This window comes from Streptomyces sp. NPDC051740, assembly GCF_044453165.1.
GTDB classification, from domain to species: Bacteria; Actinomycetota; Actinomycetes; order Streptomycetales; family Streptomycetaceae; genus Streptomyces; species Streptomyces atrovirens.
Genome location: NZ_JBITCL010000005.1, coordinates 289,674 through 301,725, shown reverse-complemented (window position 1 = coordinate 301,725; position 12,052 = coordinate 289,674). Strand labels below are relative to the sequence as shown.

The 12,052-nt window shown below is 70.3% G+C and carries 15 protein-coding genes and 1 pseudogene; 8 read left to right on the top strand and 8 right to left on the bottom strand.

Going from position 1 to position 12,052, the window contains the following annotated elements:
- Positions 1–19: 19 nt before the first annotated feature.
- From ACIA6T_RS11330 to ACIA6T_RS11315, 4 genes are all read right to left on the bottom strand, one after another.
- On the bottom strand, positions 20–454 hold the full coding sequence (locus ACIA6T_RS11330) for an SsgA family sporulation/cell division regulator (RefSeq protein ID WP_030820186.1): 435 nt from the start codon (positions 452–454) through the stop codon (positions 20–22).
- Between the two features lie 98 nt (positions 455–552).
- Positions 553–1,383 (bottom strand): IclR family transcriptional regulator, encoded by an 831-nt coding sequence (locus ACIA6T_RS11325; protein WP_399446286.1) that lies wholly within the window; start codon positions 1,381–1,383, stop codon positions 553–555.
- Between the two features lie 194 nt (positions 1,384–1,577).
- Positions 1,578–1,790, bottom strand: coding sequence for a DUF5326 family protein (locus tag ACIA6T_RS11320; protein ID WP_398927556.1), 213 nt, complete (start codon positions 1,788–1,790; stop codon positions 1,578–1,580).
- A 149-nt stretch (positions 1,791–1,939) separates the two neighbouring features.
- On the bottom strand, positions 1,940–2,257 hold the full coding sequence (locus tag ACIA6T_RS11315) for a cupin domain-containing protein (protein WP_004929283.1): 318 nt from the start codon (positions 2,255–2,257) through the stop codon (positions 1,940–1,942).
- 59 nt (positions 2,258–2,316) lie between these two features.
- On the opposite strand from ACIA6T_RS11315, the gene ACIA6T_RS11310 reads away from it, so the two are divergent.
- The 5 genes from ACIA6T_RS11310 to ACIA6T_RS11290 all read left to right on the top strand — a co-directional run bounded on the left by ACIA6T_RS11310 (position 2,317) and on the right by ACIA6T_RS11290 (position 6,049).
- On the top strand, positions 2,317–2,694 hold the full coding sequence (locus tag ACIA6T_RS11310; protein ID WP_399446284.1) for a phage holin family protein: 378 nt from the start codon (positions 2,317–2,319) through the stop codon (positions 2,692–2,694).
- A gap of 5 nt (positions 2,695–2,699) precedes the next feature.
- Entirely contained in the window at positions 2,700–3,191 is a 492-nt protein-coding gene (locus ACIA6T_RS11305) for a low molecular weight protein-tyrosine-phosphatase (RefSeq protein ID WP_399446283.1), read from the top strand.
- On the top strand, positions 3,188–4,357 hold the full coding sequence (locus ACIA6T_RS11300) for a cystathionine gamma-lyase (protein WP_399446282.1): 1,170 nt from the start codon (positions 3,188–3,190) through the stop codon (positions 4,355–4,357). The genes ACIA6T_RS11305 and ACIA6T_RS11300 overlap by 4 nt, the downstream gene beginning before the upstream one ends.
- Before the next feature lie 216 nt (positions 4,358–4,573).
- On the top strand, positions 4,574–5,479 hold the full coding sequence (locus ACIA6T_RS11295) for a LysR family transcriptional regulator (protein WP_399446281.1): 906 nt from the start codon (positions 4,574–4,576) through the stop codon (positions 5,477–5,479).
- An 87-nt stretch (positions 5,480–5,566) separates the two neighbouring features.
- Positions 5,567–6,049 (top strand): NUDIX domain-containing protein, encoded by a 483-nt coding sequence (locus ACIA6T_RS11290; RefSeq protein WP_385046936.1) that lies wholly within the window; start codon positions 5,567–5,569, stop codon positions 6,047–6,049.
- Positions 6,050–6,244: 195 nt separating this feature from the next.
- Here the strand turns inward: ACIA6T_RS11290 and ACIA6T_RS11285 are convergent.
- Positions 6,245–6,668, bottom strand: a pseudogene (locus ACIA6T_RS11285) (hypothetical protein).
- A 197-nt stretch (positions 6,669–6,865) separates the two neighbouring features.
- On the opposite strand from ACIA6T_RS11285, the gene ACIA6T_RS11280 reads away from it, so the two are divergent.
- Entirely contained in the window at positions 6,866–7,732 is an 867-nt protein-coding gene (locus tag ACIA6T_RS11280; RefSeq protein ID WP_399446280.1) for a GNAT family N-acetyltransferase, read from the top strand.
- A gap of 71 nt (positions 7,733–7,803) precedes the next feature.
- Here ACIA6T_RS11280 and ACIA6T_RS11275 read toward each other — a convergent pair whose 3' ends face one another.
- Entirely contained in the window at positions 7,804–8,226 is a 423-nt protein-coding gene (locus ACIA6T_RS11275) for a heme-binding protein (protein ID WP_399446279.1), read from the bottom strand.
- A gap of 101 nt (positions 8,227–8,327) precedes the next feature.
- A complete protein-coding gene (locus tag ACIA6T_RS11270) occupies positions 8,328–9,536 on the bottom strand; it encodes an MFS transporter (protein ID WP_399446278.1) in 1,209 nt (402 codons plus the stop codon).
- A 141-nt stretch (positions 9,537–9,677) separates the two neighbouring features.
- Here ACIA6T_RS11270 and ACIA6T_RS11265 point away from each other — a divergent pair, with 141 nt between their 5' ends.
- Both ACIA6T_RS11265 and ACIA6T_RS11260 read left to right on the top strand, forming a co-directional pair.
- Positions 9,678–10,142 (top strand): MarR family winged helix-turn-helix transcriptional regulator, encoded by a 465-nt coding sequence (locus ACIA6T_RS11265; RefSeq protein WP_399446277.1) that lies wholly within the window; start codon positions 9,678–9,680, stop codon positions 10,140–10,142.
- Positions 10,143–10,151: 9 nt separating this feature from the next.
- Complete coding sequence (locus tag ACIA6T_RS11260) at positions 10,152–10,604, top strand: GNAT family N-acetyltransferase (RefSeq protein WP_399446276.1); 453 nt, start codon at positions 10,152–10,154, stop codon at positions 10,602–10,604.
- 57 nt (positions 10,605–10,661) lie between these two features.
- On the opposite strand, the gene ACIA6T_RS11255 is transcribed toward ACIA6T_RS11260, so the two are convergent.
- Positions 10,662–12,050, bottom strand: a complete 1,389-nt coding sequence (locus ACIA6T_RS11255) for a serine hydrolase domain-containing protein (RefSeq protein ID WP_399446275.1) — start codon at positions 12,048–12,050, stop codon at positions 10,662–10,664.
- Between the last annotated feature and the right edge of the window lie 2 nt (positions 12,051–12,052).

Below are 12,052 nucleotides of genomic sequence, written 5' to 3'. Positions count from 1 at the left end.
ACCCGACTGGCGTAACGCTTCAGCCGGCGCTCTGCTCCGCCAGGATCCGGTCCAGTGCGTCGTCGAGGTGGGCGTCGAAGTCGGCGAGCGCCCCCTCCTGGCCCAGTGGCACCAGCTTGTCGGTGCGGTCGAGGAAGGCCACGAGCGGCGCCGTCGACGAACGGAACAGTGCCTGGTCGCTGCCGACCTGAAGCCGGATCAGCACCTCGCCCAGTACGTCGGGGTCCACCGGCGAGACGCGTACGTCGCCCTCCCCGCACGGCCGTCCGACGCCGTCGATCAGCAGCTCCCGGCCGAACGCCCAGGTCACGGGGGCGTCCCCCGGCAAGTGGAAGGTCAGCCGCACGGCGTAGGGATCACAGGTGTCGTAGCGGAGCTCCACCGGGATGCGGAAGGACAGCTCCTCCGACACGAGAAAGCTCATCATGACCTCTGCCTGTACGGATTCGCGCATCGCCTACCCCGTCATTCGCCACGGACTGGCCGGGCATGGACCCTGACACCAGAGGGAATCTTGCTGAACGTACACAGCAGATCACAAGGAGTGAGTTTTCAGATACTGATAGACAGCGTGAGTGACCCGACGAAGCACTCCATCTCGGCCTGCAGTCGCTGTGTCGCGGGGACGAGCCGGTCGGCCTGGTGCGTGGGCAGCGAGATGGCCACCGACGCGGCCACGGAGCCGACGGTGACGGGGATCGCCGCACAGACCGTGCCCAGCACGTACTCCTGGCGCTCCATCACGGGTCCCATGCGCCGCGTCCGCTCCAGGCGCCTCAGCAGGCTGTGGTCGTCGCGCACGGTGTACGGGGTGACGGACCGCACGGGGTGGCGGTCGAGGTGGTCGCGGCGGGCGTCCTCGTCGAGCTGGGAGAGCAGGCACTGGCCGATCGCGTGGGCGTGTCCGGTCTCCCGGAAGTCGGCCCACTCCTCGACCGCGGGATGGGCGGGGGTGTCGGAGACGCAGACGACGTCGATCTCGCCCTCGCGGTACACGGCGTAGTACACGGGGGCGCCGATCGCGTCCCGCCAGCGGGCGAGGGCATCGGCCACCGTGCTGCGACGTTTCTGCTCCGCTCCGCTGCTGCTCAGCCGCTCTGCCGCCTCCCCCAGGAAGAACAGCCCCTTGTCGCGGCGCAGATAGCCCTCGTGCACCAGGGTGCGCAGCAGGTGGTACGTGGTGGGGAGCGCCAGTCCGGTCTCGCGGGCCAGTTGTTTGGCGGGAGCCCCGTAGCCGTGCCCGGCGACGGTCTCCAGCAGGCGCATGGCTCGCTGGACGGAGCCGATGAGGGTGGCGGTGGGCGGCGGTGCGGGGGGCGTCGGCGAGCGGGGCTGCGGGGGGACCGCGGTCAGCTGCGCGGAGCCGGTGCCAGTCGTGGCCAAGGGTCACTCCCGAAACGCGAGGGGGCAGCCCGTGCGGGGAACACGGGTGAGGGGTCGCCGCTCACGGGGATCGTCCCCGCGTCGAGTTCCGGACTCTAACGGGCTGTCACCGCATGCGGACGGCCCGCCGGAGAAACTTCCCCCGCCCGAGGGAACCGGTGATTCCTGTTACCGCCTCACCGGTCCCCCTCGGCTCACCAGTCGCTGCGCGACGAGGAACTCGATGTGAACTTCCGTACGACGTAGATCAGTCCGCCGACCAGCGCCACGAAGACCAGCGCCTTGAAGAGCAGTCCGATCACGAAGCCGACCACGCTCGCTATCAGCCCGCCGAACACGACCAGGGCGATGACCGGCACCGCGATCCACTTCACCCACCACGGCAGTCCCGTGAAGATCTCTCGCATCGCCCTCGTCCTTACCTCTCCGCCCGCCGAGTGCCGGGTCGTGTCGATGATGTCCTGCACTCGATGCTAGGGCGGCGGGTGCTCCGGCGGGGGGCTCGGATCCCTTGTCCGTCCCTGACCGTTCCCCTAGGGAACCCCGACGGCGCTCCTCAGCTCTCGGGGGGAGAGAACACCACCAGAACCCGCAGATCCTCGCTGATGTGGTGGAACTTGTGGGCCACTCCGGCCGGTACGTACACGACGCTGCCGCGTGCCACCTGGGTGGTCTCCATGCCGACGGTGATCGCCGCGCGGCCGCTGACGACGAAGTACACCTCGTCCTGGCTGTGCGGCTGCTGCGGATCCTGGGCGCCGGCGTCCAGGGCGTAGAGGCCGACCGACATGTTCCGCTCGCGCAGGAACTGCAGGTATGCCCCGTCGTTGGCGGCGCGCTCCGCCTCCAGTTCGTCCAGCCGGAATGCTTTCATCGCCTGTCCCGCCCCTGCCTCACTGCCCGAGTCCGATCGTGTCTGCCACGATCAGACACATGATGAATTTCCTAGTCAAGACGATCGCCAACGCGGGCGCCCTGGCGGTCGCGGTGTGGTTGCTCGACGACATCACCCTGACCGGTGACAGCACGGGCAAGGAGATAGGCACGCTCCTCCTGGTCGCACTGCTCTTCGGACTGGTGAACTCCCTGGTCAAGCCGGTTGTGCAGCTGCTGAGCCTCCCCCTGCTCATCCTGACGCTCGGGCTGTTCACCCTGGTGGTGAACGCGCTGATGCTGCTGCTCACCTCCTGGCTCGCCGACCAGCTCGACCTGAGCTTCCACGTGGAGGGCTTCTGGACGGCCGTGCTGGGTGGCTTGATCATCTCCGTCGTCTCCTGGGCGCTCAACGTCGTCCTGCCCGACAGGGACTGAAGCCGATGACCTACCGCGTCTGCTTCGTCTGCACCGGCAACATCTGCCGCTCCCCGATGGCCGAGTCCGTCTTCCGCGCGCAGGTGGCGGAGGCCGGACTCGACGGTCTGGTCGAGGTGGACAGCGCCGGTACGGACGGCTGGCACGAGGGCGAGGGCGCCGATCCCCGCACGGTGACCGTGCTGCGGGAGAACGGCTATGACGCCGGCCACACGGCCCGGCGGTTCGACCCGTCCTGGTTCGCCCGCCTCGATGCCGTCATCGCGCTCGACTCCGGCCACCTCGGGGCACTGCGCCGCCTCGCGCCCACACAACGGGACGCGGACAAGGTGCGTCTGCTGCGCTCCTACGATCCCGCCGCCGGCGACGATCTCGACGTACCGGACCCCTACTACGGGGGCGCGGACGGATTCGACGCGTGTCTTGAGATGGTGGAGGCGGCGAGCACCGGACTGCTCGCCGCGGTACGCGAGCAGGTGGAAGGACGAGCGGCATGAACGATTCGACGACGGGTGCGGGCCACGGGCCGGCGCTGCCGGACAGGGCGGGCGACGGCACCCGCGCGGTGCGGGCCGGGCTGCCCGAGCCGGTCAAGCACGAGCCGACCCTGCCCGGGCCGGTGTTCGCCGCCCACTTCCATCTGCCGGGCGACCCCACCGGCCCGTACACCTACGGCCGGGACGAGAACCCGACCTGGACGCTGCTGGAACGGGCCATCGGCGAGCTGGAGGCGCCCGGCCGGGACGATGTCGAGGCCCTGGTGTTCGCCTCGGGCATGGCCGCGATCTCCTCGGTTCTCTTCTCCCAGCTGCGCGCCGGGGACACGGTCGTCCTGCCGAACGACGGCTATCAGGCCCTGCCCCTGGTGCGGGAGCAGCTGGAGACGTACGGCATCGAGGTACGGACCGCGCCGACGGGCGGCGACGCCCAGCTCGAGGTCCTCGACGGCGCGAAACTGCTGTGGATCGAGACGCCCTCGAATCCGGGGCTCGACGTGTGCGACGTACGACGGCTGGCCGAGGCCGCGCACGCGCGCGGTGCCCTGGTCGCCGTGGACAACACCCTCGCGACGCCGCTCGGCCAGCGCCCACTGGAGCTCGGCGCCGACTTCGCGGTGGCCAGCGGCACCAAGCAGCTCACCGGGCACGGCGACGTGCTCCTGGGGTACGTCACCGGCCGGAACGCCGAGGCCATGGCCGCCGTCCGCCGCTGGCGCAAGATCGTCGGTGCCATTCCGGGGCCCATGGAGGCCTGGCTCGCGCACCGCTCGATCGCCACGCTCCAGCTCCGCGTCGACCGGCAGAACGCCACCGCGCTGACGCTCGCCCGGGCGCTGCGGGAGCGGTCCGAGGTCACGGGGCTGCGTTATCCGGGGCTGCCCGACGACCCCTCGCACAGGATCGCCTCGCAGCAGATGCGGCGCTATGGGTGCGTGGTGTCCTTCACGCTGCCCACGCGCGCGCGTGCGGACCGCTTCCTCGACGCGCTGCGGCTCGTGGACGACGCGACGAGCTTCGGCGGCGTACGGTCCACGGCGGAGCGGCGCGGGCGCTGGGGCGGGGACGCGGTGCCGGAGGGCTTCATCCGCTTCTCCGTGGGCGCCGAGGACCCGGAGGACCTGGTCGCGGACGTCCTGCGCGCCCTGGACGCATCAGCCGGCTGACCGGCCGGGCCGGCAGGCGCCCGACACACTGCGGCGGACGGTCCGAGCCTCCCCCCTCGTGGCTCGGACCGTCCTCGGTTCCACGCGCGAAGAACCGCGTGACCAAGGCTAGTTGACTCAGTGTCAGTGTCCAATCACAGTAGCGACAGCGACCTATCGACTTATTTATGGTTGGACATCCGGACCCGGGACGGGACCGGCGAGGGAGGATGTGGCGTGGATCTGGCCTTGCTGCGGACCTTCGTGACCGTGCACCGGGCCGGTTCCTTCACCCGCGCCGCCGCCCTGCTCGGCCTCTCCCAGCCGGCCGTCACCTCGCAGATACGGACGCTGGAACGGCAGCTGGGGCGGCCCCTGTTCCTTCGGCAGGCGCGCGGTGTGACACCGACGACCATCGGGGACGAGCTCGCCCACAAGGCGGCACCGCACCTCGACGCCCTGGTGGAGATAGCCGAGTCCGGCCTGGAGGAGGACTCCTCCTTACGGACGCTGCATCTGGCCGGCCCTCCGGAGTTCACCGCCGAGCGGGCACTGCCCGCGCTCACGGAGCTGACCGGCGAGGACGGCCAAAGCTTCGCCCTGCGTGCCTCCTTCGGCACCGCCGAGGAGGTCCTCGAGGGACTGGCCGCCGGACATCATGATCTGGCCATCAGCACGGTCCGGCCGCGCGGCGCCCTGCTCTCGGCGACCGCGCTCTGCGACGAGGAGCACGTCCTGGTCGCCGCCCCGCGCTGGGCCGAGCGGATCGGCTCCGGCACGCTCCACCGCACGGGCCCGTCGGTCCTGGAACACGTCCCGGTGGTCGAGGTGCACGAGTCGCTGCCCTTCGTCGCCCGCTACTGGGCCTCCGTCTTCGATTCCCGCCCCGTCGCCCCGGGCACCGTCATCGTCCCGGATCTACGCGCGGTGCTGGCCTGCGCCGTGGCGGGAGCGGGGCTGGCGGTGCTGCCCCGCTACCTGTGCGCGGGCGCGCTCGGGCGGGGTGACGTGGTGCCCCTGCACGAACCGACGGTGCCTCCGCTGCGCACGTACTTCCTGGTGGTCCGCACCGGCACGCTGGCGATGCCGCACATCGCGCGGGCCCACGAGTGGCTGGAGCGGGCGGCCACCGGCTGGTGCTGACCCGCCGGTCCGGTGTCCCACCGCGGGAAGCCGGCCGCTGCCCTCCCGCGATGTTTCACGTGGAACCAGCCGGGCCACATTTCCTCCATGACCGTCCGACCCGTGGTCAAGCGCACCGCCCGAGCCGTTCTGCTGGACGGCGAGAACCTGATTCTGATCAAGCGCACCAAACCCGGCGTGGATCCCTACTGGCTCACCCCGGGCGGCGGGGTGGAGCCGGAGGACTCCACCGTCGTGGACGCCCTGCACCGGGAGGTGTACGAGGAGCTCGGCGCGAAGATCACCGACGTGGTGCCCTGTTTCGTCGACACCGTGGAGCACATCGGCGAGGACGGCGGCGCCACCGGCGTGAAGGTGCAGCACTTCTTCGTATGCCGCCTGGAATCCATGGACCCGTCCCTGCGCCACGGCCCGGAGGTCGACGAACCCGTCGGCGAGTACGAGATCGTCCGCGTGCCGTTCACCCGCGTCGGAATCGCCTCCGTCCACCTGGTACCGCTGTCGCTGCGGCACTACCTGGACGGCAACATCGAGGGCGTACGCGCCATGCACGCCCCCGACCTGGGGTGACGCCCGGACCTTACACGGCCCGCACCAGTTCGTAGGGTCGCCAGCCGGATTAGCGATCCGTAGTGACTCTGTGACAGACTGCCACGCGCATGCTCGGCGCCCAGGCGACGTCGGGCGCCCTCCTCGGTGAGGTCGCGAGAGCTCACCGACCAGCGTCCGGAGGGACGTGCCACGAGGGCTGACAGCTCCCGCTGTTCAGCACCAGGGCACGAAGGCGATCGGCTTACATCCCTGGGCTATACAGGGGATCACCAAGCCAATCAGAGACGCTTCCCAGAGGTCCCGCCCCGTGTAGGAGTGGGTCACGAGGCCACTCGGATGCCGGTCTGCGTTGATCGCGACGGAGACCGACACAGAGCCGAACAGGCCCTTGTCCGACGCAGATACGGGCCAGCCATGGAGCCGCTTCGAACGCCGCCGTCACATGCGCCTCGGTGAGACCGGCGCAGAGGGCGTGCACCTGTGTGGCGTACTCCGGTGGCCCGATCAGACCGGAGGAGATCGCCCGGTCAAGGGCCATCGCCTCGGCCTCCAGTCCCAGTTACCGCGAGATCTCCACGGGAGCCGAGGTGCCGTGGAGCAGGGTGCCGTCGAGATCGAAGAGATGCAGCCTCGCCATGAGCGACGAGGTTAACGGCTCCTGCTTCCTTCGCCTCCGGGGGAAGGAAGCGGCCACGCGCCGTTCTCGTATGTTTCACGTGAAACATCCCGTGCCCGTGTCCGCGCTCCGCCTGTGACCACGGCATGGCCAAAAGCTCGCACGAGTCTCCTGAAACGGGTGGACGCCGAAGCCCCCTGTCGGACAGCCTGACCTGCGTGCCGACACCTTCCCTTGCCTCTCTGCCCATCCGCCGTCTAACGCTCCGCGACCTCACCGCCTGCGCCGACTTGTCCGAGGACCGGGGGTGGCCACGGGAGGAGCACAAGTGGGGCCTCCTCCTCGCGGCCGGGAAGGGTTACGGCATCGACGATCCCGACGGTGGTCTGGTGACCGCCTGTGTCGTCACCGAGTACGGACCGCGGGAACAGCCCGTTCTCGCGGCCGTCGGCATGGTCCTGGTCGCCGAACGGCATGCCCGCCGGGGCGTGGGGCGCCGGCTCATGCGTCACATCGTCTCCGCGATGGGCACCACGCCCCTCACCCTGCACGCGACCCCCTTCGGCCGGCCGCTCTACGAGGAGCTCGGTTTCAAGGTCACCGGACGTGCCGAGATGCTGCGCGGCCACTTCGTCCCCACCGGTGACCGGGCGGAGGTCGCCACCCGGGCCGCGACCGCGGAGGATCTCCCCTCGGTCGTCCGGCTCGACGAGGAGGTGTTCGGTGCCGACCGAACGCACATCGTCACCCGCCTGCCCGCCTTCGCCGATCAGCTGCGCGTCGCCGAGGAGGGTGGACGGATCATCGGTTACGCGGCCGCCTGGCCCAACATGGACACCCATGTCGTGGGGCCGCTCATCGCCCGCGACACGGCGACGGCCGAGGCCCTGCTCGCTTCGCTCGCCGCCCGCACCGACCGGCCGCTGCGCACCGACATCGACGTACGGCACGAAGAGCTGCTGAGCTGGGCGAAGGCACGCGGGCTGGCGTCCGTCGCGTCGAACGCCGTCATGACGTACGGAATCACGGAGCTGCCCGGGGACTGGAGCCGACGGTTCGCACCGGTGACGGTCGCTGCGGCCTGACGTCCATCGGATGTGACGACGCCGGCCCCGAGCTTCGGGGCCGGCGTCGTCACGTGCGGTGGGCATCATCGTCAGATGAGGGCCGCCACGGCGGCCGTGGCGAAGGCATGGTCCTGCTCCGGGGCGCCACCACCGACACCGATCGCGCCGATCAGCCGGCCGTCGCGCCGGACGGGCACACCCCCTGCGATGAACAGCAGCGGCCGGTCGAGTGCGGTGGGCAGGGTGTGGAAGAGACCTCCGGGCTGCACGGCGTCCACGAGGTCGGCGGTCGGCGCGTTCAGTTGGAGCGCGGTGTACGCCTTGCGGGTGCTGGTCTCCCCGGAGATCAGCACGGCGCGGTCGTCCCGGCGGAAGGCGAGCAGGTGCCCGCCCGCGTCGAGGACGGTGACGCTGACCGTCACACCGGCCGCCTCGGCGGCCTGACGTGCGGCGACGACCAGGGATTCGGCATCCGCGGTGGTGAGCGGGGCGACGGCGGTGGTGGTGCTCATGAGGTGGTTCTCCTTGTGGTGCGGGTGATGCCGGTAGTGCCGGAGTGAGGAGTCGGCGGATGCGGGAACGGCCCTGGCCCCGTACCTGCCGGTCCTGTGGGTCAGTGGGGGACAGCGGTCCGCCGCTCGGTGGTCACCGGGCCGGCGAGCACGGTGGCGGGCGGGATGTCGCGGCGCTCGAGAGCGGCCGAGACGAACGCCAGCACCAGGGCACTCGCGGCGAGAACGGCACCGACCCAGTTGGGTGCGGTGTAGCCGAGGCCGGACCCGATCACGAGGCCGCCGAGCCAGGCGGACAGCGCGTTGCCGAGGTTGAAGGCGCCGATGTTCAGCGCCGAGGCCAGGGTGGGGGCGCCGTGCGCCTGGTCGAGGACCCGCTTCTGCAGGGGCGGCACCGTGGCGAATCCCAGGGCGCCGATGAGGGCGATGGTGACGGCGGCGGCGATCTTGTTGTGCGCGGTCAGGGTGAAAAGCGCGAGGACGACGGCGAGGGCGCCCAGGGAGAGGTACAGCATGGGCATCAGGGCGCGGTCCGCGTACCTGCCGCCGATGAGATTGCCGCCGACCATGCCGAGGCCGAAGAGGACCAGCAGCCAGGTCACGGAGCCGTCGGCGAAGCCGGTGACGTGCGTCATCATCGGCGCGATATAGGTGACGGCCGCGAAAACGCCACCGAATCCGAGGACGGTCATCGCCATGGCGAGCAGGATCTGGACGTTCTTCAGGGCGGCCAGTTCGTGCCGCAGTCGCACGCCCTCGGCCTTGGGCATGTCGGGAACCAGCCCGGCGATGCCGGCCAGGCCGACGACGCCGAGGGCGGCGACGATGCCGAAGGTGACCCGCCAGCCGATGGACTGGCCTACGAGCGTGCCCAGCGGAACACCGACGACATTGGCGACGGTCAGTCCGGTGAACATCAGGGCGATGGCTCCGGCCTTCTTGTCCGGGGCGACCAGGTCGGCCGCGACCACCGAGCCGATACCGAAGAAGGCGCCGTGGGCCAGTGAGGCGACCACCCGCCCGGTCAGCATGAGGCCGAAGGACGGGGCCAGCGCGGACAGCAGGTTCCCGGCGATGAACAGTCCCATCAGCAGCATCAGCATCCGCTTGCGGGAGATCCTGGTGCCGAGCACGGTCATCAGCGGGGCGCCGAGCATGACGCCCAGCGCGTAGCCGGTCACCAGATAGCCGGCGGTGGGGATGGAGACACCGAAGTCACCCGCGACCTCGGGCAGCAAGCCCATGATCACGAACTCCGTGGTTCCGATTCCGAAGGCCCCGATCGCGAGGGCCAGAAGCGCGAGAGGCATGGGGGACAGACCTTCCCAGACGATTGCAGGAGCGCTTTGCGTGCTCCGACAATAGTTGCAGACGCCTACTATTTGCAAGCGCCTTATATTGCGGGCTTGCTCTACCCTGGTGTCAGCAGCTCCTGGACGGAGGAAACGCCCATGACAGCCACGGACCCCGCGCTCACCGCCCTCGCTCAGGGCTGGTGCGCACTCTCCCTGCTGCACGGGAGGATCGAGGCCCGCATCGAGCGCGCCCTTCAGGCCCGGCACGATCTGAGCGTGCGGGAGTACTCCCTGCTCGACGTACTGAGCCGACAGCACGACGGCGACGGGGGCCACCTGCAGATGAAGCAGGTCGCCGACGCGGTCGTGCTCAGCCAGAGCGCCACCACGCGCCTGGTCACCCGTCTCGAGGACCGCGGACTGCTGGAGCGCTACCTGTGCCCCACCGACCGCCGGGGCATCTACACCAACGTCACCGAGGCCGGCCTCAAGTTGCTGGACGAGGCGCGGCCGACCAACGACACGGCCCTGCGCGAGGCCCTCGACGCGGCGGCGGAGAACCCCGACCTCGCTCCCCTGGTCCGGGCCGTGGAAACACTGAAGGCGCCGGTGCCCGCGTAGGGTGCCGGCATGGATGATCTGGAGATACGGGCCGCGGTCGCCGACGACGTCCCCGCCATCGTCGGCATGCTCGCGGACGACCCCCTGGGCGCGCGGCGCGAGTCACCGGACGACCTCAGCCCGTACCTGACCGCGCTGGAGCGGCTCGACGCCGACCCGAACCAGCACCTGGTCGTCGCGGTCCGTGAAGGCCGCGTCGTCGGCACGCTTCAGCTCACGGTCGTTCCCGGACTCTCCCGCCGCGGCGCCACCCGGTCGATCATCGAAGCGGTCCGCGTCCACGCCGACGAACGCGGCAGCGGTCTGGGAAGCAGGCTCGTCAAGTGGGCTATCGACACCTCCCGCCGCGAGGGCTGCCAACTGGTCCAGCTGACCTCCGACAACACCCGGGCCGATGCCCACCGCTTCTACGAGCGACTCGGCTTCACGGCCTCCCACGTGGGCTTCAAACTGCCGCTGTGACCAAAGGCCCGGGGTCCTGTTTCACGTGAAACAGGACCCCGCACGCACTCCTGGACGCTAACCGATACCCCGCCATCCCGCCGGGTCCACTCCGCCCGGCACAGGAGCCCCCTCGTCGTACGGTTGACGCGTGAACACGAACGACCCCAGGTCGAGATGGCTCAGCGAGCCGTCCGGCCGCCGTACGGGCTTCAGGAGTTCTCCTGCGTAGTAGCCCTCCAGGCCCACCCAGGTGCCGTCCTCCGCCGGACGGAAACGCGAGCGCCGGCCGTTGCCGGACAGCGGCTCCAACGAGACGAGACCGTCGGCCGAGAGCCGGAGCGCGAACGCGGACGTCCCCCAGTACCACTGCCCCACCAGCTCCAGTCCCGCCGGATCCACCTCTCGCAACGGCTGCCAGGGAGCCGGGATACGTGGTTCCGCCTCGGCGACGATCCGGACGAGGTCGGCGGCCACCGTGAACGGCGCCGGTCCGGACGTGCAGTTGGCCAGGACCACCGCGCTCACGTCGTCCGCCACGCCGATCGTGAGGCAGGCGAGGAAGCCCGGCAGCGAACCCGTGTGCCCGACGAGAGAACGTCCGTGCTGGTGACGGATCTCCATGCCCAGGCAGTACGCGTAGCCGCTCGCCACGTCCGCCGCCTCGACCGGCGCGGCCGGTGTCCTCATCTCCCGCAACGACTCGGCGCTCAGCACCCGTTCGTCGCCCTCGGCCAGGAAGGCGGCGAAGCGCGCCAGATCAGCCGCGGTGGACCACAACTGGCCGGCGGGCGCCATCACCCCGAGGTCCTCCAGGGGTTCGGGCAGCATCACGTCGGCCCATGGATGCACCGCCCAGCCACCCGCGTGCGGCGCTTCCGCGCGCACGGTCGTGCGACGCAGGCCCAGAGGTACGAGCACTTCGCACCTAAGCACCTCCTCCCACGGGGTGCCGCGCAGCTTCTCGACCAGGGCGCCGAGCAACGCGTATCCGGGGTTCGAGTAGTGGAACCGCCGACCGGCGGGGTGCACCAGGGGACGCTCGCCCAGCACGTCGGCGAGGCCGGGGCGCAGGGAACCAGGGGTCCGCTCCCACCAGGGACCGGGCGTCTCGGCGGCCAACCCGGCGCTGTGTGCGAGCAGTTCGGCGATGGTCACGTCACCCACGCCCGTACCGGGCAGGTGCTTCTCCAGCGGGTCGGTGAGACCGAGCGCTCCCTCGTCGCGCAGCCGGAGCACCAGAACGGCCGTGAAGATCTTGGTGATCGAACCGATCCGGTACTGCACGTGCTCGTCCGGAGCGTGTCCTTCCACCGACGTCCGCGCCCCCGTCCACACGGTCTTCCCGTCCCGCACCACGGCCGCGACGAGCGACGGCGCGCGTCCTTCGCTCTGGGCGACGGCGATCCTGTGCAGCAGCGCCCGCCGGGTACCGGGCAGCAGTTCTTCCTGATGAGGTGTCGTCATGC

Bases quoted from the DNA above. Each gene is read 5' to 3' on its own strand.
- ACIA6T_RS11330 (WP_030820186.1), bottom strand. From the start codon at position 454: ATGCGCGAATCCGTACAGGCAGAGGTCATGATGAGCTTTCTCGTGTCG.
- ACIA6T_RS11320 (WP_398927556.1), bottom strand. From the start codon at position 1,790: ATGCGAGAGATCTTCACGGGACTGCCGTGGTGGGTGAAGTGGATCGCG.
- ACIA6T_RS11315 (WP_004929283.1), bottom strand. From the start codon at position 2,257: ATGAAAGCATTCCGGCTGGACGAACTGGAGGCGGAGCGCGCCGCCAAC.
- ACIA6T_RS11310 (WP_399446284.1), top strand. From the start codon at position 2,317: ATGATGAATTTCCTAGTCAAGACGATCGCCAACGCGGGCGCCCTGGCG.
- ACIA6T_RS11305 (WP_399446283.1), top strand. From the start codon at position 2,700: ATGACCTACCGCGTCTGCTTCGTCTGCACCGGCAACATCTGCCGCTCC.
- ACIA6T_RS11300 (WP_399446282.1), top strand. From the start codon at position 3,188: ATGAACGATTCGACGACGGGTGCGGGCCACGGGCCGGCGCTGCCGGAC.
- ACIA6T_RS11290 (WP_385046936.1), top strand. From the start codon at position 5,567: ATGACCGTCCGACCCGTGGTCAAGCGCACCGCCCGAGCCGTTCTGCTG.
- ACIA6T_RS11275 (WP_399446279.1), bottom strand. From the start codon at position 8,226: ATGAGCACCACCACCGCCGTCGCCCCGCTCACCACCGCGGATGCCGAA.
- ACIA6T_RS11270 (WP_399446278.1), bottom strand. From the start codon at position 9,536: ATGCCTCTCGCGCTTCTGGCCCTCGCGATCGGGGCCTTCGGAATCGGA.
- ACIA6T_RS11265 (WP_399446277.1), top strand. From the start codon at position 9,678: ATGACAGCCACGGACCCCGCGCTCACCGCCCTCGCTCAGGGCTGGTGC.
- ACIA6T_RS11260 (WP_399446276.1), top strand. From the start codon at position 10,152: ATGGATGATCTGGAGATACGGGCCGCGGTCGCCGACGACGTCCCCGCC.
- ACIA6T_RS11255 (WP_399446275.1), bottom strand. From the start codon at position 12,050: ATGACGACACCTCATCAGGAAGAACTGCTGCCCGGTACCCGGCGGGCG.